Genomic DNA, 23,514 nt, shown 5'->3' with positions numbered 1-23,514 from the left:
CCCGTCATCCAATGCCATTGTGTCCACGATCTCCTCGTGGACACAATCAATCATGACGATATCAGTGAACAGGTGCAGGGCTTTGCGCGCTTACGATGCTCCGGTGTCAGGCGGGATAGCGGCGGCCAATGCGGGCACGCTGACCTTTATGGTGGGCGGGACGGAGCAGGATTTCGCCGCAGCCCAGCCGATCCTCTCGGCCATGGGCAAGGCCGTGATCCACGCGGGCGAGAGCGGGGCGGGGCAGGCGGCCAAGATCTGCAACAACATGCTGCTGGGCGCCTCGATGGTGGCCACGTGCGAGGCGTTCAGGCTGGCGGAAAGGCTGGGGCTGGATCTCCAGACCTTCTATGACATTTCCTCCAAGGCTTCGGGTCAGTGCTGGTCGATGACCTCCTATTGCCCGGTGCCCGGCGTGGGGCCGACGACCCCGGCTGACAATGACTATCAGGGAGGTTTTGCTACCGCGCTGATGCTCAAGGATCTGAAACTGGCCATGGCCGCCGCGCAGGATGCGGGCGCCCCCGTGCCCATGGGCCACCGCGCCGCAGAGCTTTACGAAGTCTTTGACGCGGCGGGGCATGGCGGAATGGATTTTTCCGCCATCATCAAGACGCTGTAAACCCTAGCCGTGGCGGCGCGCCACCCGCGCGGCCACGGCCCAGATGCTCAGCCCGGCCAGCGCCAGACCTGCCCCGACAAAGCCTGTCGAGGCCCAGCCATAGCCCGCCGCAATCGCCATGCCGCCCATCCACGGGCCCAGTGCGTTGGCTATGTTGAAGGCCGAATGGTTGAGCGCGGCAGCCAGCGTTTGCGCCTCGCCCGCCACATCCATCAGGCGCGTTTGCAGCACCGAGCCGAGCGCCCCGCCGATGCCGATGGCAAAGACCACCACCGCCACCGCCCAGACATGTCCCACGGCAAAGGGATAGATCGCCAACCACACTGCGCTCCACACCAGCAGGCCCCCGGCGGTGGGCATCAGCGCGCGGTCGGCAAAGCGCGGCGCGATGATGTTGCCCAGCGTCATGCCCACGCCAAATATCGCGAAAATCAGCGGTATCGCCGCCTTGGAGGCATGGGTCACCTCGATCAGCGTCGAGGCGATATAGGTATAGACGCAGAACATGCCGCCAAAGCCGATCGCGCCAATGGCCAGCGTCAGCCACACCTGACCCCGCCCCAGCGCACCCAGTTCCCGCATCGGGCTGGCCCCGGCCATGGGCCGGTCATGCGGGGCAAAGCGTGCCACCATGGCGGCGCAGAGCAGGGCCAGCACCGCCACCACGCCAAAGCCCCAGCGCCAGTTGACCGATTGGCCCAGAATGCTGGCCGTGGGCACGCCGATGATCGTGGCCACCGTCAGGCCCAGCATCACATAGCCTACCGCTTGTGTACGCTTTTCGGGCGGCACAAGGCTGGCCGCCATCAGCGCTGCCACGCCGAAATAGGCTCCATGCGGCAGGCCCGAGAGAAAGCGGAACAGCAGCATCCAGTGATAATCGGGCGCCAGCGCCGAGAGCGCATTGCACAGGCCGAACATCGCCATCAACAGGATCAGCAAGGTCCGCCGCGCCAGATTAGCCCCCAACACTGCCAGCATCGGTGCCCCCACCACCACGCCCAGCGCATAGGCGCTGATCACATGGCCCGCCGTTGGCGCATCGACATGCAGCCCGTCGGCCATATAGGGCAGCAGGCTCATCGTGGCGAATTCGGTGGTGCCGATGGCAAATCCGCCCATCGCCAGCGCTAGATGCACCAAGGCAACGGGCGAAGAACGGGAGGCATCGTCTGCGGGCGTAAAAGCGATCGTGGCAGGGTCCAGCGCGGGGGCGCTCATGGGTGGAGCCTTTCGTCATTCGGGGGCAGGCCGCACCGCAATACAATGCAGTGCAATGCGGCAAAGGCAAGGCCCTATATAGGATGGAATATGCCTTTTGTCAGGCCCTCAAATGCTGCGTTGCAGCAATTACAGTCCTATGCATGAACGATCGCTACCATCCCATCGTATAGGATAGGCGCAAGGCTCTGCCCGCCAGCGCCCGGCCGACGGCATAGGGGGTCCTCACGCCCGATGCGCTGTCGCCTGCGATGGCGTCTCCCTGCATCACGGCAATGGCATCGGTCAGATTGCTGATTTCACCTTCGATCCGCCCTCGGGCGCCCAAATCCCATCCGAATTGCACCCCCATCACCACATAGGGCGGCAGGCGCAGGCTGTTGGCATCATCGGCAAAGCGCCGCCCCATCGCGGTCATATCCAGCCCCGCATGCCATGGCGCGCGCGGCGGTGACAGGCTGATTGCGCCATGCAGCATGATGTCGGGAATGCGTTGCGGCACATGGCCATTGAAATTGGGATAATCCGAAAGCCGCGACTGCTGCCATGTCATTGCGCCCTGCACCTGAGCCCAATTGGTCAGGGGAAACCGCGCCTCGGCTTCGATGCCCAGATTGTGCGAGGAGGCTTGCCTCGGCACCAGAGTGATCGCGCCCGACGTGGCGTCGATGGTGCTGGCCGAAATATCCAGCCCGCGAAAACGGTTGGCAAATCCGGTCAGCCCCAGTCGCACCCGCCCTTGCGTCAACACCAGCCCCGCCTCGGCCTCGGCCACATCGAGCCTATGGGCCGTGCTTGGCGCGGCGCTGGTCCGATAGGCGCCCACCGAGGGCAGGACATGGCCGATGCTGGCCCGCGCGAACAGGCCAAGCGTTTCGGGCTGCGCCTGCCAATGCAGGGCGATGGTGGCGTTGGTGGCGGCAAAATCGCTGGAATAGGCGGCGCTTTGCCCGCTATCGACCTGCGCCGCGCGATTGGCGATGCTGGCGGGGGTGGACAGGTCAACCGTGCGGGCGATCCCCACGATGCCGCGCAGCACCTCCCATTCATGCCGCACCCCGGCATCCAGCCGCCATCGCGGCGCGATCTGCCATTCGTCGCTGGCATAGGCGGCAAGGCTTGCCGTGCGCCCCATCGTCTGCTCCCATGTCGATGCGCGCGAGAGATAGCCGCCATCGGTGAGAGCGGGGCCACCCTGCGCATCCAGCACATCGACCAGCAAGCCTTGCGAGCGCGCCTCGACCAACGCGCGCGCCACGATCCGCTGATAGCGCCAGCGGTTGACCAGCGCATACAGTCCGCCCGCCAGATTATGCGCACCCAGCTTTTCGGCGCGCTCGATCTGCGCGATCATCTCATCCAACTGGACCGTGGCGCTGGCGGGCTGGACCACCTCGACCAGCGCGGAAGGGGCCAGCGCCGCGCCATCGCTGCGGCGCAGGGTATAATGGCCGCCCTGATCGCCAGTAAAATCCGAAGCGTTCATCGGCGCCCCGCTCGACAGGATCGCATTGCGCTGGGTGTCCGACCGACGCAGGCGCAGGCGCGCGGTCCATCCGCCCGAGACCAGCGCCCCGGACAGATCAAAAACGCGGTTGCGATTGTTGCGCCCCACCGCGCGCGTCACCGCGCCATCGGCCGCCATAAAGCGCACGGTGTTGAAATCCGGGCCGAACCATGATCCGCGCCTAGGGTCGAACCCCGGCAAAGCGCTCCATTGCCCATTGTTCTGCACCATCGGATAGGAGGAGGTGTTGAGGCTGGCGTCATCCTGATAGCGCGCGGTGATGGTCAGGCGGCCATCGGGCAAATCATGCTCGGCGCGCAGGCGGATTTGTCCGCCGCCCAGCGTCTGGGTGATATGGCGCAAGGTGGGGTCGCGCGCGATATAGCCCCCCGCGATGGCCCGCCAATCTTTCACCGGCCCGCCGATCCAGCCATCGAGGCGTACAAGGCCATAGCTGGTCCCTGTGATCCGCATTTGCCCGCCGGCATGATCGGGCGGACGGCGCAGATGCAGGTAGAGAATGCCCCCCGGCGCGTTGGATGCCAGCACGCCCGATGGCCCGCCGCGCACATAATCGACGCTTTCCAGCATGATGTCGGGCCGCATGAACTGGTCGATGTCGGTCCATGGCAGGCTGGTATGCTGGATCGGCAGGCCGTCCTCCTCGACGGCCATGGCGGTATAGCCATCCATTGGAATGCCGCGCAGCCGGGCGATATTGGCGCTGGCGCCCGCGCTGGTGTCAATCCACAGGCCGGGGATCGACACCAGCATCTCGGCCATGGTCAGCGTCGGGCGGCGGCGCAATTCCTGTGCCGAGAGGCGCGAGAGCGAGAAGGAGCGCTCGCTTTCCAGCATCACCCCAGCGCCGTGGCGCCCGGTGACGAGGATCGGACTTTCATCTTGGGTTGGCGGGGCCGGCTGGGGAATGGGGCGGGGCGGGGCCGAGCGGTGGCGCACCACCACGCCCATCGGCTCCACCCGGCAAACCAGCCCGGCGGGCGGACAGATCCGCGCCAGCGCCCGCCGCAAATCCTGTCCTCGGCGCAGCGCGGGCAGGCGCAGGCCAACCAGATCGCGCGGGTCCAGCGCAATGGCCACGCCCCCCGCCGAGGCCGCCGCGACCAGCACCTGCGCCGCATCGCCTGCGGGCACGGCGCGTTGCAGCACGGGATCACAGACGGCGGCGCTACCGGCCGCCATACTGGCCAGCAGCGCGAGCATTCAGGGCGCTATGCGCCATCCGGCGCCATTCGGCGCCACGCGCCAGCCATGCGCCCGCGCGATAAGACGCAGGCTGGCAAGCGCATCATGGCTCTTGTAACGCCCGCTGATCAATTGACCCGCCAGTTGTGGAGAGAGAGCCAGCGGTGCAGAGTAATGGCGCTGCAAACGGGCAACCAGCGCATCGAGCCGTTCATTATCGACCACCAGCCATTGCGGATCGGCGGCCTGCGCCGGATCAGGGCGGAAGGTAAAGCGTTGCAGCCTGTCCGCTTTGTCCAGCATCAGCCCTTGGCCCGCGCCGATCAGCAGCGGTTGATCCAGCCCCTCGATGACCACCCGCACGCGGCCCTGTTCGACGCGCAGGCCTTGGCCCGCCGGGCTGTTATCGACCGAAAAGACCGTGCCGATGGCGGTTACGGCCATCGGGCCGCTCTCAACGGTAAAGGGGCGTTCCGGCGCATGGGCAACCTCGAACAGAGCGCGCCCGCCCGCCAGATGCAGGCGGCGCGCATCCGGCGACATACGCACGTCGAGCATGGTGGCCGGATCGAGATGCACCATCGAGCCATCAGAGAGGCGCGAGGTGCTGTCCTCATTGAGGCGTGTGGCAAAATGCTGCGCTTGCTCGGCGGGCGGGGCAAAATGCCATGCGCCTAGACCTATCGCCAGCATCAGCGAGGCAGCCAGCGCCAGCCAGTCATGACGCGGAGCAGGGCGGATGTCGGCGGTATCATTGGCGGGAAAGGCGGGCAGACTCTGCAAAGCCCGCGTCATCGCCGGATCGTCCATCGCGCGGGCCACGGCGCGGGCGGCCTGAATATGCGCGGGATCGCGGGCCAGCCAGTCGAGGAAGGCGGCGCGGCGGGCATTGTCCCACTCCCCGGCATCCTCCAGCCAGTCAGCGGCCTGTTCGTAAAGATCGGCCTGGCTCATTGCGCGGCCTCGGCTTCATCAAGTGCGCGGGCAAGTTGAGCCATGGCGCGGCTGATATGCTTTTTCACCGCTTCGGGCTGCAGGCCCAGCGCTTCGGCTATTTCCTCGCGGCTCTGGCCTTCCAGACGGCGGCGGCGAAACACTTCGCGGCGCAGCGGGGGCATGGCCTCCAGCGTTGCGGTGAACAGGGCCAGTCGCTGGCGGTGCTGCACATGCTGATCGGGCAAGGGGGCGGCGCAGGTCAGTGCATCGTCGATCGCACATTCATCGGCCATGGCGGCATGGCGGGCGTGATCGGCCATCAGATTGCGCGCGATGCTGATCGCGTAGTGATCGGGGCGGGCGATGCCCCGTTCGCCAATGCCGGTTTCGCCTGCGCGGCGAAGGGTTCGGGCCAGACTTTCCTGCACAATATCCTCTGCATCGGCGCGATTGGCGATATGGGCGTGGACATAGCGGCGCACCCGCGCCATCGCATGGGTGATATGCCCCAGCAGGGCGCCTGAGCGATCACTGGCGCCTTCATTTGCGCCATATCCATTTGCGCCGCTTGCCATATCGACCCTTGTTTCCGACCGCAGCCTTGTTCGGGCGCGCTATCGGGGGGGTGTTTCAAACATATGAAACGCTCGTGTGAAACGGGGCCGGGATCATTCCGGCCCCGCCATCACGGCATCACATCGTGATGCGTGCGCCCACCATCAGCGAGCGACCGCTCTTCAGATAGGTGTAAACGCGGTTCGAATTGTCGGCGACATTGCCGACATATTGGGAATCGGCCGCATTGTTCAGATTGACCGCATCCAGCGTGATCGCCGCATTGGGTGTGATATTATAGCGCAAGGAGGCGTCGATCTGGGTGCGCGGATTGTATCCGGCCAGATCATTGGCATTGGCCGCGGGCAGGTCAGTCAGGTAACGACCATGATAGGACAACGAGACGCGGGCGTCGAATTTCGCATCGGTGTAATACAGGGTCGCATTGGCCGAATGGCGCGTCAATTGCGGCAGGGTGGCAGTAAAAGCCTTGCCGGTGGTGGCGTTGGTATAGGTGGCCGTGCCGTCGGCATAGGTGTAATTGGCCAGCAGGCCCGTGTTTTTCAGCAGGCCCGGCAGGAAGTCGAAGCCCACATTGGCGGTCAGTTCAACGCCCTTCACATTGGCCTGTTGCCCGTTGGAATACCACTGGCGGGTGAACACATCATTGGGCGAATTGCTGGTTGTGGCCACGTTGAGCAAGGTCAGCGGCAGGCCGGTCGAGGCATAGGTGGGATAGTCGTAGCTGCTGATAATCAGGCTCTCGATATGTTTGAAAAAGGGCGTGACGGCCAGCAACGTACGCGGCGAGAGGTAGTATTCAGCCGAGAGACTGAGCGAATCCGCGCGGAAGGGTTTGAGGTTGGGGTTGCCCTGACGGATGATCTTGTTGTTGGCATCAACCGAGCCGGAGATCATCAGATTGCCCAGCGTGGGCCGTGACAGGTTGCGGTCGGCGGCAAGACGGAGCTGGAACTTTTCGCTCAGCCCCCAGATCGCGTTGAGTGAGGGGAGGAAGTCGGTGTAGCCGCTGCCCTGAGAAAGCCAAAGGCCGCCGATATAGCCTTGCGAGGTGATCGCCGTATGCATCACCCGCAGGCCCAGATTGCCCCGCAGATCATGGCCCAGCAGGCTGCCGCAATAGTCGCCCTGAACATAGCCGCCCGAGACTTGTTCGATGATGCGGGCCGTGCTGGCCTGATCCATGGCCAGAGCATAGGAATCGGCATTCATGCTGGTGCGCGCGGTGTTCAGGTTCGGCGCGGCCCAGGTGGTGGGCAGGCCCGACACGCCCAGCCCTTCACCGAAATTATAGGGCATGGTGGTCAGCGCCGTGGCGGGTGCGGAATTGGCCACATTGCTGGTCACATCCAGCGTGTAATAGCGCTGGTTGAGCATCTGGCGCGTATAGATGCCGCCGAAATGCAGCTTGATCCGGCTGTTCACATCATAATGCAGGTTCAGCTTGGCTTCGATATTGTTGTGCATCACATGCTGGTTCTGCAAACGCAGCAGGTTGAAGATATAGCTGTTCGGGCTGGTGATGTCGAAGCCATAGGTCATCACCGGCAGATTCGGGTTCTGGCTGAAATCAAAGCCGACGGTCGATCCGCTGGTGGTGTGGGTGGAATCGCCGCGAGTGTAGTAAAGCTCGGTGCGCTGATTATCATATTGCGCCATCTGATAGCCGATCAGCGCATCGGCGGTCAGGCGGTCGGTGATGCGCGCCTTGGCATTGAACACCCCCTGATAATAATCGTTGCGCGCCTCATAGCGGCCCGTGTCCGAACGGACCCAGACATTGCCGAAAGTGCCGCCGGTGATCTGATTGCCCGTCACGCCCAGCGCGGAAACGGTGGTGCGGCCAAGCGCGCTGCTGTTATTCCACGAATTGCTGTCGAGGTGATATTCATCGCGCGTGTTGCGCAACCGGCCATAGAGCAGGTCGAGGTCGAATTGCAGATCGCTGCTGGGGTGGAACTGGAACGCCGCCGTCACGCCCAGCCGCTTTTGCTGGATGGCGTAAAGGTCATAGCGCAGATAGCGCGGGAAATAGAGCGCATTGGCCGAGGCCGCCCCGGCGTTCAATCGCGAGGTGATTGCCGGATCGACCGAGGAGGAGACATTGGCCAAATTCCAGCCCCCGGTTGCCCAGCGCACGGTGGAGAAGCCCTTTTCCACCACATTGCGCTGCGAATAAGCGACCGAGACGAGCGCGCCCAGCGTGCCTTCCTCGTTGCGCCAACTGGCCAGACCCGCGATGCGCGGGGCGACATCCTTGGAGAAACTGTTGTAAAAGCCTTGGCCGGAGAGGGCAAAGCGGGGCTTGGCATAATCGAGCGGGCGGGCGGTATGCAGGTCGATCGTGCCGCCGATGCCGCCTTCCTCGACGCTGGCCTCGGCCGATTTGCGCACGTCGATGCGTGTGAAGAGTTCCGAGGCGAACAGATTGAAATCAAAGGAGCGCGAATTGGACGTGCCGCCCCGCGCGTCAATCGAGCCGGAGGTGGAGATCGCCGTCATGCCCGCCACGCGCACCAGCGTGTAATCAGGGGTGAAACCGCGCAGTGACACTTGGCGCCCTTCGCCGCCCGCATCGCGCGTAATGGCCACGCCCGGCACGCGCTGGATCGCCTCGGCCAGATTGGTGTCGGGGAAGGAGGCGATGTCGCTGGCCAGAATGGAATCGAGCGAGACTGAGGCGCGGCGTTTCAGGTCAATGGCATTCTTGATTGACTGGCCAAAGCCGCGCACGACGATGGTGGAGGCCTCGTCGCTCTGGGCGGCGGCCTCTTCGTCGGCCGCGGCGGCTTCATGGGCGCGTGCCATGGCGGGCATCAAGGCAAGGCCGAGAGCCGCCGCGATGACGGTGTGAGAAGGACGCAGGAAAAGGTGAACCGAACGCATTGCAAAAACCCCTTGCACGAATGTGTCGTTGGGGAAGACGCAAGGATCGAGGGTAGGGGGACAGGGGCTGGGCAAAAATAAATTACGCTAAAATGTCATGATATTGCAATAGTATGCTTGAGGGTCACAAGTTCTATCGCCAATGCATGTTAAACAGCGCCAGCACGATTTCAAAGGCAATCAGCGCGATAATCGCCAGTTCGAGCCGAAAGGCGCGCTTGTCCTGAATGATGTTGAGCAGTACCTCGGCAAAATCGCCCAGCGCCACGAATTTGCGCTCCAGCACCTCGGCGCGGTCGTCCAATTCGTGTTCGGCCTCCAGCCTTGCATAGAGCCGGTCCAGCTCGGGATTGTCCCATAGCACATCGGGGCGTTCGTCGGCCTGAACCTTGGCCATCACCCGGTGGCGCGCGGCCAGAACTTCGCCCACCAACTGCATCGCCTGACGCACCGGCGCGCGCGTCCGCCCGGTTTCGCGCAGGTCGGACACCAAAGGGGCGATCCGGTCGAAAGCCTGCGAAACCGCGATTTCGTCGCGCGATAGCACCACACTGCGCGCCAGCACGATGGCCACCAGCGTCAGCCGCGCCTCGTCCCCATCGGCCAGCAGGATCTGCCCTTCCTCGCCGATCCGGTCGGTGCCGTGCCGGGTCAGGCTGATGTCGGCGGTTTCCACCTCGATCATGCCCGCCGGATCGCGCAGATAGCGGCCCAGCGCGTCGTCGATGCGGCCCGGTGTCTCATCCGGCGCGGTGATGGAAACCACCGCGCCATAGCGGAACACGAAGGACAGTCCCTCGCCCGCCCATGGCGGCAGGCGACGATTGTCCTCGACCAGCGCGCGCGTGTCGATGCGCCCGGCCAGCACCCTTGCACTGGCCACCAGCCGCCCGGATGTAGGCAGCGCGCCCAGCATCACGAAATCGGGATGGCCCAGATAGCCGGTGGAGGAGGAGGGATTATCGGCGGCGGTGGCGATCATGCTGTTCTCCCGTCAGGCTTTGCCAAAAACTGGCGCAGGGATAGGGCGGAAATATAACACTTCTTGTTGCCCGCGTGGATTTATATCCGCCGCCGGGCCGTTCCAGCTATTGGGAGTAGGGCGGATGGGGCACTGTCACCAAGTTTTCGCATTAGCCTCCTAGCGGCTGGGCGCAGGAGATTGCGTCATGCCCTGTGCCTCGCCTGCCATCATCGGCTGGGTTGCCCGCCATATCGTGCCTGAAGAGCCTGCCGTGCGGGCCGCGCTGCGCCGTCTGGGCGTGGGGCCGGGCGATGTTGATGACATCGTTCAGGACGCCTATTGCCGCTTTGCCGCGCTGTCCTGCGTCGATCATATCACGCGCCCGGGCGCCTATTTCATGCAGACCGCGCGCAATCTGTGGCGCGACCAGTTGCGCCGCGCGGCGATTATTCGTTTCGAGGATCTTACGGAAAGCGCCCAGAACTTCGTCATAGATGAGACGACGGGCATCGAAAGCGTGCTGGCGGCGCGCGAACAATGGCGGATCGTCGAGGAATTGCTGGCGGCTCTGCCGGATCGGTGCCGACAGATCTTCACGATGAAGCGGATCGAGGGCCTGTCGCAAAGAGACATCGCGCAAAAGCTGGGCGTCAGCGAAAGTGTGGTGGAAAACGATATACAAAAGGCGCTCCGCCTGTTGCAGGCGGGGTTGCGTTGCGCAGAAATGGACGGCCCGCTACCTTCGGGCGAAGACAGGAAAGACATTGCAGCAAGAGGGACAAAAATCCGCCGCTACGCTTGAGGCCGAAGCGGCCGTTTGGGCCGCGCGGCTGGATGCTGCGGGGGGGGAAGATCTGCCCTTGGCGCAGCGCGCTCAGTTTGAGGCATGGTTGGATGAGCATCCGCGTCACAGCGGGGCATTTCTGCGCGCGCAGGCCTTGCTGCATCTGGCCACGGCGGCTGCGCCTGCGGCGCAGGAAACGCCGCGGCCGCTGCGTCGCTGGCGGTTGGCGGCGGGCGCTTTGGGTCTGCTGGCGGCTTCGCTGGCGGCATGGGTTGCGATTGATCCGGGGGCCCAGACTTATACTACCACACAGGGCGAATTGCGCCGCCTCGCGCTGGCCGACGGCAGCGCGCTGACGCTGGATGCGGCCAGCAAACTGCGGGTCGATCTGGACGAGGATGCGCGCAAGGTCCGCCTATCGCAGGGGCGGGCGCTGTTTCGCGTGGCGCATAATGCCGCGCGCCCTTTCCGCGTTCAGGCGGGCCTTGTGACCATCACCGACATCGGCACGGTCTTTAGCGTCACCACGCAGGGCGACACGGTCAATGTGCTGGTCAGCGAGGGTGAGGTGGAGGTGCGCCGGGGGGCGGTGGTACTGCGGCTGACGGCAGGGCAGGGAGTGCGGCTGGGTAAGGATGGCGCGCCGGTGCGTATGGGGCTGGCCGCGCCCGCGTTGGAGCGCGCGCTGGCATGGACCAGCGGTAGGATCGAGCTGGACGGGGAAACGCTGGAAAGTGCGCTGGGTGAATTCAACCGGCATAATCGGGCCACGATCCGGTTGGCCCATCCGGCGCTGGGGCGTGAAAAATTCTACGGGGCCTTTCGTCTGGATGATCCCGAAGGCTTCGCTCGCGCCGCCGCGCTGGGCCTGAATGCGCCGATGCGCGCCGAGGATGGCGGATGGGTGATCGGCGCAAAGTGATTTGCGCCCGCCAAGATCACAGTCGCAAAATAATTTTGCTTCGCCCCAAAGGAAACCCGATCCCGCCCCGTCGAGCAGGTGATGGGGCCGAATAGACGGCCCACCGTCCATGTGAGGGTTTCATGACCGGGTTTCTTCGCCATCTCGCCATTGGCACAATGTTGACCAGCCTTGCTCTGCCTGTTGCGGCCCATGCCGCCACTTTCGACGTTCCGGCGCAGGATGTCGCGGGCGCGGTGCGCCTGTTCGCGCGGCAGGCCAATGTCCAGATCATCATCACCGGCAGCGCCGCAGAAGGCCGCCGCAGCAATGCCATTACGGGCGCCATGAGCATTGAGGAGGCGCTGGCCCGGATGCTGCGCGGCACCGGCCTGTCGGTGCGCAAGGCAGGCGAGACATCCTATGTCATCACCGCCGGGCTGGCCGATGCGGGCGATGAGGGCGGCGCCATCGTCGTCACCGGCGCTCTGGCCGCCCAACGCGAGGCGGTTGCCGAAAAACGCGGGGCCGACAATGTGGTCGAAACGCTGCGCGCCAATGACGTGGGCAAATTGCCCGATCAGAACGTGGCCGAAGCGATCAAGCGCCTGCCCGGCCTGACCGCTGCCAACGATCAGGGCGAGGGCCGCTATGCGATCATTCGCGGCATCGACCCGGCGCTGGCCAATGTAACGATGAACGGCATGACCCAGCCCGCGCCCGAACCTGACGGCCGTCAGGTCAAGCTGGACGACATCCCCAGCGCGATGATCCAGTCGATCAGCGTCTCCAAATCGCTGCTGGCCAGTCAGGACGCCAATGCGATTGCGGGCGAAGTCTCGATCAAGACGAAAACCGCTTTTGACAGCAAGAAGCCCTTCTTCCTCGACCTGCGCGGGGCGGCGGGGCAGTATCAGATCAACAAGAAATCGCCCTATGAGCTGGACGCTACGCTGGGCGGCCGTTTCGGCAGCGCGCAGCAATTCGGCGCGGTGCTCAGCGTCAATTATTCGCGCCGCCCCATCGAGAGCCAGAACTATCAGGGATCGAGCGCGGCGACTTATGCCACCACCGGCGTTCCCGATGGCAACGGGTTGCGTGATTACAATCTGACCCGCACGCGCCTTGGTCTGGTGGGCAATTTCGATTGGCACCCCAATGATCGGACCAAGCTTTATCTGCGCGCCACCTATTCCGAATTTCAGGACCACGAAACCCGCGACCAGAACCGTTTGGCCGTGACCGCCTATGACGCCACCACCGGCGCGCCTTCGAAAGCCACGGCCACTATCCTCGTGCGCCGCCGCGAGGAAAATGACCATACGACCGGCCTGACGCTGGGCGGGGAATTTGCCGATCTGGCGGGCGGTACGCTGGAGGTGTCTGGCGGCTATTCGCGCGCGGTCAAGGTCGATCCGGTGCGCAGCGAGTTCACCTTCACCACCGCCAAGGGCGGCGTCACCTCGCTGGCCTATGACGGCTCGACCTATCCCTATACGCTGGCCCCTTCGGGCAGCTTTGCGGGCTTGTTCAACGATCCGTCCAAATTCTATTTCTCGAAATACAACCTCGAACACCGCTATGCCTTCGAGGAAATCTGGCAGGGCAAGGCCGATTACACGCACCCCATCGCATGGGGCGACGGTTCGGAAATCAAGGCGGGCGTCAAGCTGATGGACCGCCACAAGGCCGACGACCACGACAAGACCACATGGAGCGCGACCAAGACCACGCTGGCCACCGGATGGCTGCTCTCCAATGTCGGCTATACCGGGGGCAGCAGCTTTTATGACGGCATGTTCGCGTTTGGCACGCGCATCAACTATGCCGCCGCGCGCGATTATCTCAACGCCAATATGGCCGGCTATGCCGCCGTCAGCACCAGCAGCACGATCTCGGACTCGCTTTCCAGCGACTATGACGTGCGCGAGACGATCGGCGCGGGCTATGTGATGGCCAAGCTGAAATTCGGCGGCCTGACGGTGATCCCCGGCCTTCGTGTGGAAACCACCCATGACAGCACAAAGGCCAAGCTGGTGACGGCCTCTTCGACGCTCGGCGATGGGTTCAACAGTTTCGGCAAGGTCAGCTATACCGATGTCTTTCCCGGCCTGAACGTCAAATATGATGTCAGCCGCGATCTGTTGCTGCGCGGCGCGGTGACGACCTCGATCGGGCGGCCCAATTATCCCAATCTGGCGCCCTATGTCATCGTTGACACCTCGACGCCCTCCACGCCTGCCATCTCCATGGGCAACCCCAATCTCAAGCCCTATCGCGCGGTCAATCTGGATGCGGCGGTCGAATATTATCCGGCCAAGGGCAGCATCCTTTCGGCGGGCATCTTTTACAAATCCATCGACAACCCGATCTATACCTATGGCCAGACCGGGGTGAACGGCACATTCGCCAATGTCGCCTATACCAATGCCACCGTTACCCAGCCGATCAATGCGCAGGACGAGCTGATCTCGGGCGTCGAATTCAACGCTCAGCATCAGTTCACCAATCTGCCCGGCGCGCTGTCGGGCTTTGGCCTCTCGGCCAATTTCAGCCATGTCTGGGGCCATGCCCGCGCGCCGCTGGTCCGCGCCGGGTCCAGCCTGCCCTTGGCCTATCAGTCGAAGAATGTCGCCTCGGCGCAGGTGTTTTACGAGAAATACGGCTTTGGCGCGCGCCTCGCTTTTTCCTATCGCTCGGCCTATCTCGATACGCTTGGCACCAGCGCGGCGCTGGATCAGTATACCGACGCCAATGGTCAGCTTGATCTGCATGTTTCCTATCAGATCCGCAAGGCGATCACCGTGTTTGGCGATGCGGTCAACCTGACCGATGCCGGGTGGCGGCGCTATCTGGGGGCCAACCGGGCCTATTTGATCGAACGCGAACGTTACGGCACGCTGCTGCGCGGCGGTGTCCAGATGCATTTTTGAGCAGAAGGGCTGATTTAATGCGCAAGATGATGATGATCGTGGCCGCCTTGGCCTGCGCCGGGCCGGTGCAGGCCAGACCCGCCGCCGCCGGCCCTGTGGTGGAAAGCGTTGCGGTGCTGATGCGCCATGGCATTCGCCCGCCCACCAAGGACCCGGCCATGCCTGCCGGGACCGCCGCTGCCGCATGGCCGCGCTGGGATGTGCCGCCGGGGTGGCTGACCGCGCATGGCGGAGAGGCAGTCGAGCGCCTTGGCGTGGACGATGGTGTATGGCTGCGGCGGATCGGCGTGCTGCCTGCCGCGCGCTGCCCCGATAGTGCCCGGATGCATATCGTTGCCGACAGCGACCAGCGCACCATCGCCACCGCCCAGCACTGGGCCAAGGGCGCGCTGGCCAAATGCGCGCGCGCCATCGACCATTTGCCGCAGGATCAGGCTGATCCGCGCTTCGGCCCGCTTTCGGCCGGGCTGGCGCGCATCGATCCAGTGGCGGCGGCAGGCGCCGTCGAGCAGGCCATCGGCCCGGAAGGTCTGGCCGGGATCGACCGCAGACTGGCCCCGCTCTATGCGCGGCTGAATACGATCCTGTGTGGCGGCGCAGCTACGCTTTGCGGCCTTGGCGCTGAGCCTACGCAGATCCGCCCCGCCACGGCGGAGGCCAGACCCAAACTGTCGGGCCTGCTGGACCGGGCATCGACCGCCGCGCAGATCCTGCTGCTGGAATATGCCGATGGCAAGCCGATGGGCGAGGTCGGCTGGGGACGGGCCGGCGCGGGCGATATTGCCGCGCTTTCCACCTTTCATGCCGAGGAATTTCGGCTGCTCGCGCGCCCTGGGCCGATTGCTGCGCCCAATCTGGCGGGGCTGACGCCGGTGCTGCGCGAGGGGTTGGAGGGGCGCGTCGGGCTGGCGCTGATCCTTGGGCATGACACGAATATCGCCAATCTGGCGGGGGTGCTGGGTCTGCATTGGCGCGTGGCGGGTTTCGCTGCCGATGATCCTGCGCCGGGCGGTGCCATTGTGCTGGAAGTGCTGCGGATGCCGTCGGGCCAACGTTTGGTGCGGGCAAGCTACCGTGCGCAATCGCTGGCGGCGATGCGGGGCGGCAAGGGCGCATCGGTGCGTCAGCCCATGGCCATCAAGGCTTGCCGTCATCCGGTGCAGGGCGGTCTGTGTCCTCTGAACGAGGTTTTGACCGCTCTGAAGCCGTGATGCAGATGGGGCGGGGATGACCCGCCCCTTTATCGGATGCGGTTGACGTCATAGGATATTTGCAGGCCGTCCACCGCCATCACCCGCGCCGTGGGCGATGGCGCGCCGCCCAGCCCCGCCGGACGATCCGGCGCCCGCACCGCGCGGCGTTGATAGACGGTCACGCCCTCCGGCGTCGCCGGGCCATTGGCCGCGCCGGGCATTCCACCGGGGCCGCCCTTGGGCATCTCGCCTTCCTTGCCCGCCAGAACGGCCTGCGCCGCGGCCAGCAATTTGTCGGCATCATGGCCATCGAATATCCCCGGCCCTCCCGCGATCCGGTCGAATTGTCCGCGATGGGCGACAACGCGCTCCATGATCCCGGCGAATTGCTCCACCGTGATTCCCACGCGCACCCCGCGCGGCATGAATTCATCGCCGCCAAACAGGATGCGCTGTTTGGTATCCAGATACATCGTGCTGCCTGGCGTATGATTGCCGCCCATGATGACCAGAATGTCGCGCCCGCCCAGAGGGATGACATCGCCATCCTTGACGATCTGCACCGGATAATCGCGCGGGAATTTCATCGCGCCAAAGCTGGGATAGGGAATGGTGGCCTTTTCTGCCGTTTCCTTCGACATCAACGCCCGGTCGAAATAGCCGTTGAGCGCGGTATGGTCGAAATGGAAATGGGTGCTGGCCACCATGCGCACCGGCTTTTGGGTCAGCGTCTGCAGATATTGGCGAATATTGCCCGCACCATAGCCGGTGTCGATGGCCAGCGCTTCCTTGTCCCCTTCGATCAGATAGGAATAATCACCGTCGCTCTCGATCTGCCATGTGCCCGGCGCGATCAGCTTGGACCGGTAATATGGGACGTCGGCGGGCGTCAGCGTGCCATCGTCCGAACGGATCAGCACATTATGCAGCGCCGAATAGTCGATCAGCGCGGGCGGCGTATAGGCATTTTCGGCCGTCACAGCAGGCGCAGCCATAGCGCAGGCGAGGGCCAGACCCGTCAGATAGTGGCGCATGCTCATGCTCCCTTTGCCGTTCATTTGTGCCACCCCATGATCCAGTCGCGGATTTCGGGGATCGTATAGGCGATCCGCCATGTGTTGACGTGGTTCGACCCGCCATTGTCGCTTTGCCCTTCGGGAACCACGGTTCCTTGGCCCAGAACGGTATAGATCACCCGGTTGCCCTGCGCGGTGATGGCGGCGACATGGTCGCGCCATTGCGAGGCGTCCCAGCGGCCATCCCACGTCGCACGGCTGATTTTGGCGCCATGGCGTTCCATTTCGGCGGTGATCGCGTTCTGGCCGGGAAAGGCTTTGAGATCGCCCTGCGCCACCATGATCCACATATTCTGGCGCGCCAGCGAGGCACATTTTTCCGCCGCCCATTGCCCAGCCACGATGAAGGAGGCGGCAAACAGGTCGGGATATTTGATGTTCATCGCAATCGACATCATCGCCCCGCCCGACTGGCCGGTTGTATAGATGCGGCGTGGATCAATCGAATATTTGCGCCCCAGCATCCCGATCAGCGCGACCGTGCTGTCCATCTCGCCGGTGGTTTCGGAATCGTCATTGGCCACCTGCCGTTCGAATTGCGGGGCCAGCACGAAACAGGGGCGCTTGGCCTGATCCTGCGGGCTGGCCCAGCACAGCGCCCCCAGCCCCTGCATCAGCGTGGCTCGCGTCAGCATGGTGGTCACGCTGGCATCATGCATGAACAGAACCAGCGGATAGCGCTTTTGGGGCGAATAACCCTTGGGCACGAAGAGGTTATAGCGGATCAGCAAACCATTGGCCGGATCGCGCCATTCCATTTGGCGGAAATCATCGACGATGGGGGTGATTACCACCCCGACACCCACCGGCGCGGGCGAGGGGGCCACTACACGCCCGTTGGCCAGCCTGATCGGCGCGATCTGGCGGATGCTGGCTTGAGGCTGCCGGACGGTGAAGGCGGGCATACGCGGGGGGCCGTTCATCGGCGGGCCACCGGGAGTGTTGACCCGCAGCGCGGCATCCTTGTCCTGCTCCGAAAGTTCGAGGATGACGAAACGCCCGCTCGGCCTTGGCGATCCGGTGGGGCTGTCGCAGGTATAGGCGCGCGCGACCTTGCGCCCCTCGACTGCAAAAGCATCCGCGCCCAGCTTGCCGCCCATCACCGGAACGCCGTAATCCAGCGCGACGGCGACGAATTTTGGCCCCTCGCCAAACACGCGGGTCATGGCTGTGGCGCGCGGATAGGTCCCGCCCGCCGCCCGCGCCGCCCGGTGCGAAAGCAGCAGCGCAAGCCCGCCCTGAATGAGCGCGCGACGATGGAGAAAATGCTTCATTTGGCGCCCTTTCCGGCTTTGGCCATACGGCCCAGTTGCGCGACGATGGCCTGCGCCAAGACCTCGGCCGATCCGGGGCCGTAGGACGAATTCATCGCCTGATAGGTGATGCGCCGATAGCTTTGCGCGTCGGGCAGATATTTGGCCGCGCCATTGACCATCGTGGCGACCATCGTGTGGCGATAGGGCGAATGGGCGCGCAGCCACGCCCCGGTTGCCGCGCTCAATTCCACCTGAACCCCGATGATGGCCACATCGCCCAGCGTCAGCAGCGTGAAGGGCGCATCGGCCCGCCCGTTGATCTGATAGCGATAATCGCGCGAGGGTTTGAGTTGGGAAAGCTGTTTGGGCCGCTCCTGCATGGTCAGGCTGACCTTGCCTTGGAACAGGGCGAGACGCTCGGCCCGGATCGGGGCGGCGGCGCGGACCGCGCGCAGGGCGGCATCGCCCAGCCTTTCGCCCTGAAGCGTCACCAGCGGATAGCCCGCCGCGCCCAGGCTGATCAGCGCGGGCTTGCCATCCGCGCCATAGGCATAGCGGCGCGCGGTATAGGCGGGCACCTGATCGCCCGCCGCCCCGGTCAGGAACAGGCTGACCCCGCCCAGATGCTCTTCCACCCGCCGCATGGTGGCGCCGGCCAGATCGGCGCTGACCGCCTTGCCGCCATCGGGGCCGCCATCGGGGCCGCCATCGCGCGCGCCGGTCTGGTCCATCACCGAGGATTGCACGGCATAATTGACCAGCGAGGCGATTGGGCGATGATCGGTGCTTTCCAACTGCACTGTCGTCACGGTCCGGTCTGAATAGCCCGCCTCATTGGCGCCCAGCCACCAGCCTTCGGGGGTTTCGACATTGCGGTTGACGGCCACCTGACTGGCCGCGGCGCCAAAGCGCAGCGTAGCGGCGGCGGCAGTGTCGGCGGCCTGATGCGCGGCCTTTTCCAGCGCGGCCATGGCATTGGCGACATAGGCGCGGGCGCGCAGGGTTTCGGCCTCGTCCACGGCCATGCCCGGCGGCGGATTGGCGGCAAACATATGCGGCGCGGAAAATGTGTGTGAGGCCACCACCAGCACATCCTGACCCGCCGCGCCGGTTGCCTTGCCCACCACAGCCTGCATCGCGGAGACATCGCGCGCGCTCAGCGAGGTCTGGTCGATCAACGCGATGGCTGCCTTGCGGGTTCCGTCGCTCAGCGTCAGCACGCGGACTTCGAGGGGATCCAGCTGGTCGGTGAACCTGTCGATGGGCAAGAGGCTGGCGGGCAGCTCGATGGCGGCCCTGCCTGCACCTGCGGTCAACCCGGCCTGCGCCGCGCCCGGCGCAAGGGCGGCGGTCAGAAAAAGCACCCTCTTCATGCGGGGAAACCTTCGCCATCGGCGAGGCGCGCCGTAAATATCATCATGACCCTCTCCAGCCTGTACCGCGGACCCTTTGGTGCATGCGTTCATGGCGATGCGGGGCAGATAACTCAAACCCTTGCGTCGATATATCAATGAAGTCTGCATAAATTTGAATTTATAATCGACCTGCGACCTACCAGTCGAGCCTTGCCGAGAGGCCGATATTGCGCGGATCGCCAAGGGTGGTGGCGGGCAAGGCCGACATCTTGACCGCATAATTGGCCAGATTGCGTACATAGGCCGAGAGTTCGAACCGCGCCGAAGCCGCGCGATAGCTCACGCTCAGCCCGCCGGTCCAATAGGCCGATTGCCACCCGAACAGCGCGGCATCCTGCACCGGCCCCACCCAATAGCCCGAGGAGTGGAAGCCATCGCCCTGCGCCTGGATCACCCCGCCCGAGCGCAGATGAAAACTATGCTCATAGCGCAGGCGCAGGGTGAGGGTCGGGGCATGGGGCTGAACCGCGCCATCCAGCCGGACGAAGTGCAGTGCGCCGGTCTGCTGATGATTATAGCCGATCCAGCAGCCCGGCGCCTGCGGCGCTGCGGCCGTGGCGCAGGTGGGCAGGTTCTTGCCGAAACGCGCATGCATCAGGGCGCCTTCCAGATCGAACTGGTCATTGGCCCCCGGTCTCACCCGGATGTTCCATTCCAGCCCATAGCTGCTGGCGCGGGCAATGTTGAAAACCGGCACCGAGCATTGGGCAGGCTGGGCCCCGCCCGCCGCGCAGACATAGGACTGTCCATTGGCCAAGGTGACGGAAAAGCCGTTGTAATTGTCGATGTCCTGATAATGGCTTTGCCGATAGGCATAGGCGGCAAGGTTGAATTGCAGCACCCGGCCAAGGCCGGCCTTGATGCCGCTTTCCAGCGCCAGCGTGCTTTCTGCGTCAAAGCGGCGCGCGTCCGACAGATTGCCGTCATAGGTCAGTCCGCCGGGGCGATAGCCCGAGGCCAGCGTGGTGTAATGCAGCACGTCGCGCGCCACATCATATTCATAGCCCAGCCGAAAATCGATGTGATGAAAATCCGCCGCATAGGTCGTGCTCATCGAGGCCGGGCGCAGCACGCGATGATCCCAGCTCTGCCTCAGCCCGCCCACCACGCGCCAGCCGTCACGGATCGGCACCGTCACCTCGCCAAACAGCGCCAGCGTGCGGGCGCCGACATGGCTGGCGCCCGCCGGGCCGGGCACCGTCTGGTCGGCCTGCGCCCAACTCGTCTTGCCATAGGTCCACAGATATTGACCGATGTTCCAATGCCATGGGCCGGCATCGGGGCTGTGCAGCCGCAATTCGGCCGAGGTCTGGCCGAAGGGGGCAAATTCGTGAACGGTATAGCAACTGCTCGTCCCGCTGATCAGCCATGGCGCTCCGGCGTGAGGGCAGATGTCCTGATGTCCCGCGATGGAGAGATGGGCCAGCGCGGCGTCGAACACCGCGCCTTGGCCGAGCCGAAGGCCGGCATGGCCGGTGATGGCGCTTTGCCAGAGATCGGCGTGATTGCGGCCGGTCTCGGTCCTGTCTCCCAGCGCCCATGGATTGCCCGAGGCATTGATGCTGTCGGCGGCATAGGGCGCGACCTTGTCCACTACAAAGGGCACATCGGCCTCGGCCCCGCCGCCCGTGCCGCCCAGATGGCTGACCTCGGCGCCAAGGCGCAATTGGACCGGGGAGGATGGTTCGAACAACAGATTGGCCCGCATCGATTGCGTGGCCAGATCGGCCAGCGCCGGGGTGAACCAACTGTTGCGTACCGCCGCCATGCCCTACAGACGCAGCGCCGCGCGGGACCCCAGCGGGATCGTCTGCCCCGCCTCGGCGCGCCGCAATCCGGCCGAGCCAAGCGTGATCGTGGCGCTGCCCGATAGGTCGTTGAGGCGGGGCTGGGCGGTGATGACATTGACGATGCCGCCTTCGGCATTGGGGCCATAGCGGGTGGATTGCGGCCCTTTGCTGATTTCAACGCGGTCAATGTCATACCAACCGATTGAGGTGCCCAGCGCCATGATCGAATAGATGCCATCGAATTCCAGCGCGACCGAGCCTTGCGTGGTGCCGCTGGGCATATCGGCGCCAAGGGCGCGGATGTTGATCGAAATGCCGTCAGGCTGGCGGCTGCTGTTGATGCCGGGGATGCCGTTCAGGACTTGCTCCGCGCCGGTGGCGGCGGCCATGGCAAGCCCACGGCCCGGCAATATGGACAGGCCGAGCGCTGATTTCTGGGCGTCCTGGCTGTATCGCGCGGCGGTCACGATAATCGGGGGCCAAGCAGCGGTGGGCCAAGCGTGGCTGGGTGTAGGCTGGGTGGGCGCTTTGGCGGGCGCGGGGCGAAGCACGAAGATGCGGCCATTGCCGGACACGGCCTGAAAATGCGATCCGGCCAGCAATTGCGCCAGTGCCTGCTCCGGGCGAAAATGGCCCTTGATGGCGGGCGCCTGTAGATGGCCCAGCGCGGTGGGGTCGAACAGCAACTGGATGCCCAGCGCCTCGGCCGCGCGCGCCAGTGCCTGATCGAGCGGCATGGATGGTTGATTGAGGGATGGCTGATTAAGGGCGCGTTCGGGCATCCCTTGCGCGCGGGCAGGCGGCGCAAGGGTCGCAAGGCTCGATCCCGCCATCAGCCAGAGGGCGCAGCGCCCCAAGCCCATTTTCACCCTCTCCTGCCCGTGGCGACCTTATGCGTCCCTGCGGCGATCTAGGGGTGGTGGGCGCCTTTCGGCTAGAGGGGCTGGTGAATTAATGAATGTTGTGGACAAAAAACGAATGGCCCGTGCGGCAGACTGCGGCGCAGGCCATTCGTTTCAAATCAGGCTGCCGCGTCAGAATTTGACGGCGAAAGTGGCGCCATAGGTGCGCGGATCGCCAATTGACGTGGCGGGCAGCACTGATTGCTTGACCGCATAATTGCCGATATTCTTGACAAAGGCGCCGATCGAATAGCGGCCCGAGGGCGAGACATATTTGGCGTCCGCCGTGCCCATCCAATAGGCGGGCTGATAGCCAAGCTGCGCATCGTCCTGAACCGGGTTGACCCAATAGCCCGAGGAATGGAAGGCATTGCCCCCGAGTTTGAACGTCGCGCCCGAGGCCAGTCGGAACGTGTGATTATAGGCAAAATTGAACGATAGTTTGGGCGAATGCGGCTGTACCGCACCTGCGGCGTCAAAGAATTTGAGCGCGCCGGTGTTCTGGTCATTATACCCATCCGCGCAGCCCATCAGCGCCGCCGCCGCGTTCAGGCCGACCGTGGCGCAGGTACCTTGCTTCTTGTCGAATTTGGCGTCCAGATAGGTGCCCGCCACCGAGATCACATCGTCGGGCGTGATATTGGCGATCAGGCTGGCGTCGATGCCGAAAGTATGCGCCTTCATGCCAAAGGTGGGCACGGTGCAGGCCGCGCGCGTATCGCCGTTGGCGCATGCCACGCCGGTGCCGTCATTGGGATCGAACCCGTTATATTTGTCCAGGTTCTGATAATTGCTGATCTTGTAATAGAACATGGCCGCGTTGAATTGCAGGCGATTGTCGAAAAAGCGGTTCTTCGAGCCGACCTCAAAAGCGGTGTTGACCTCGCTCTGGAAGGTGTAGAGCTGGCTCAGAACAGGATTATAGGCGCTTTGTCCGCCGGGGCGATAGCCGGTCGAAACCGTGCCATAGACCATCGAATGGGGCGCCACGTCATATTCCACGCCCGCGCGATAATCGGCATGACTCATGCTGATGCCGAAGGTCTGGGTGACGGTGTTGCCGTTCTGGAAATTGTCGGTGCGCCGGTCCCAGCTCTGGCGCAGGCCGACAATCGCGCGCAGCCTGTCGGTGACCGGATAGGTCACTTCGCCAAACAGCGCGTTGGTCGAGGTGGTATGCACCACATCCTGATCGGTATCGGCCACGCCGCTGTTCACGCCGCGAAAGCCCCACAGATAGTTCCAGTGGTAAAAGCTGATGGGGTGGACGCCCCCCGACGGCATCGATGTGCCATAGTGGAGGTGTTGAACACCACTGAAGGAGGCGTCCGTGTCGGAGGTTATCA

At 64.2% G+C, this 23,514-nt stretch carries 17 protein-coding genes; 5 read left to right on the top strand and 12 right to left on the bottom strand.

Annotated features, from left to right (window positions below):
• A partial coding sequence (locus tag FHW96_RS24735) for an NAD-binding protein (protein ID WP_172343232.1) occupies window positions 1-622 on the top strand: 622 nt, incomplete at its 5' end.
• A 3-nt stretch (window positions 623-625) separates the two neighbouring features.
• Here the strand turns inward: FHW96_RS24735 and FHW96_RS24730 are convergent.
• From FHW96_RS24730 to FHW96_RS24705, 6 genes are all read right to left on the bottom strand, one after another.
• Complete coding sequence (locus FHW96_RS24730; RefSeq protein WP_216651063.1) at window positions 626-1,744, bottom strand: MFS transporter; 1,119 nt, start codon at window positions 1,742-1,744, stop codon at window positions 626-628.
• 253 nt (window positions 1,745-1,997) lie between these two features.
• Window positions 1,998-4,574, bottom strand: a complete 2,577-nt coding sequence (locus tag FHW96_RS24725) for a TonB-dependent receptor (RefSeq protein ID WP_172343230.1) — start codon at window positions 4,572-4,574, stop codon at window positions 1,998-2,000.
• Window positions 4,575-5,510 carry a FecR domain-containing protein gene (locus FHW96_RS24720; RefSeq protein WP_172343229.1) on the bottom strand — a complete coding sequence of 312 codons (936 nt, stop codon included), beginning with the start codon at window positions 5,508-5,510 and terminating at the stop codon, window positions 4,575-4,577.
• Window positions 5,507-6,067 carry an RNA polymerase sigma factor gene (locus FHW96_RS24715; RefSeq protein ID WP_172343228.1) on the bottom strand — a complete coding sequence of 187 codons (561 nt, stop codon included), beginning with the start codon at window positions 6,065-6,067 and terminating at the stop codon, window positions 5,507-5,509. The genes FHW96_RS24720 and FHW96_RS24715 overlap by 4 nt, the downstream gene beginning before the upstream one ends.
• Before the next feature lie 118 nt (window positions 6,068-6,185).
• On the bottom strand, window positions 6,186-8,954 hold the full coding sequence (locus FHW96_RS24710) for a TonB-dependent receptor (RefSeq protein WP_172343227.1): 2,769 nt from the start codon (window positions 8,952-8,954) through the stop codon (window positions 6,186-6,188).
• Window positions 8,955-9,087: 133 nt separating this feature from the next.
• Window positions 9,088-9,936, bottom strand: coding sequence for an RMD1 family protein (locus tag FHW96_RS24705; protein WP_172343226.1), 849 nt, complete (start codon window positions 9,934-9,936; stop codon window positions 9,088-9,090).
• 187 nt (window positions 9,937-10,123) lie between these two features.
• On the opposite strand from FHW96_RS24705, the gene FHW96_RS24700 reads away from it, so the two are divergent.
• The 4 genes from FHW96_RS24700 (at window position 10,124) to FHW96_RS24685 (ending at window position 15,747) form a co-directional block, all read left to right on the top strand.
• Window positions 10,124-10,720 carry an RNA polymerase sigma factor gene (locus FHW96_RS24700; protein WP_172343225.1) on the top strand — a complete coding sequence of 199 codons (597 nt, stop codon included), beginning with the start codon at window positions 10,124-10,126 and terminating at the stop codon, window positions 10,718-10,720.
• Window positions 10,683-11,624 carry a FecR domain-containing protein gene (locus FHW96_RS24695; protein ID WP_172343224.1) on the top strand — a complete coding sequence of 314 codons (942 nt, stop codon included), beginning with the start codon at window positions 10,683-10,685 and terminating at the stop codon, window positions 11,622-11,624. The genes FHW96_RS24700 and FHW96_RS24695 overlap by 38 nt, the downstream gene beginning before the upstream one ends.
• Window positions 11,625-11,746: 122 nt before the next feature.
• On the top strand, window positions 11,747-14,536 hold the full coding sequence (locus FHW96_RS24690; RefSeq protein ID WP_172343223.1) for a TonB-dependent receptor: 2,790 nt from the start codon (window positions 11,747-11,749) through the stop codon (window positions 14,534-14,536).
• A 17-nt stretch (window positions 14,537-14,553) separates the two neighbouring features.
• Window positions 14,554-15,747: a histidine-type phosphatase gene (locus FHW96_RS24685; protein ID WP_172343222.1), complete on the top strand. Its 1,194-nt coding sequence runs from the start codon at window positions 14,554-14,556 to the stop codon at window positions 15,745-15,747.
• 29 nt (window positions 15,748-15,776) lie between these two features.
• Here the strand turns inward: FHW96_RS24685 and FHW96_RS24680 are convergent, their stop codons facing one another.
• From FHW96_RS24680 to FHW96_RS24655, 6 genes are all read right to left on the bottom strand, one after another.
• Window positions 15,777-16,763, bottom strand: a complete 987-nt coding sequence (locus FHW96_RS24680) for an MBL fold metallo-hydrolase (RefSeq protein ID WP_172343221.1) — start codon at window positions 16,761-16,763, stop codon at window positions 15,777-15,779.
• Between the two features lie 20 nt (window positions 16,764-16,783).
• Window positions 16,784-18,079 carry a PHB depolymerase family esterase gene (locus tag FHW96_RS24675; protein WP_172343220.1) on the bottom strand — a complete coding sequence of 432 codons (1,296 nt, stop codon included), beginning with the start codon at window positions 18,077-18,079 and terminating at the stop codon, window positions 16,784-16,786.
• On the bottom strand, window positions 18,076-19,434 hold the full coding sequence (locus FHW96_RS24670; protein ID WP_172343219.1) for a hypothetical protein: 1,359 nt from the start codon (window positions 19,432-19,434) through the stop codon (window positions 18,076-18,078). The genes FHW96_RS24675 and FHW96_RS24670 overlap by 4 nt, the downstream gene beginning before the upstream one ends.
• Before the next feature lie 178 nt (window positions 19,435-19,612).
• Complete coding sequence (locus FHW96_RS24665) at window positions 19,613-21,244, bottom strand: TonB-dependent receptor domain-containing protein (protein WP_172343218.1); 1,632 nt, start codon at window positions 21,242-21,244, stop codon at window positions 19,613-19,615.
• 3 nt (window positions 21,245-21,247) lie between these two features.
• On the bottom strand, window positions 21,248-22,129 hold the full coding sequence (locus tag FHW96_RS24660; protein WP_172343217.1) for an STN domain-containing protein: 882 nt from the start codon (window positions 22,127-22,129) through the stop codon (window positions 21,248-21,250).
• A gap of 171 nt (window positions 22,130-22,300) precedes the next feature.
• Window positions 22,301-23,514, bottom strand: a 1,214-nt coding sequence (locus FHW96_RS24655) for a TonB-dependent receptor domain-containing protein (RefSeq protein ID WP_216651062.1), incomplete at its 5' end; no start/stop codon positions are given.

Source organism: Novosphingobium sp. SG751A (genome assembly GCF_013149295.1).
In the GTDB taxonomy this organism is placed as follows: Bacteria; Pseudomonadota; Alphaproteobacteria; order Sphingomonadales; family Sphingomonadaceae; genus Novosphingobium.
Note: the sequence above shows the minus strand (reverse complement) of the source record. Positions and strands in the feature narration are given on the sequence as shown.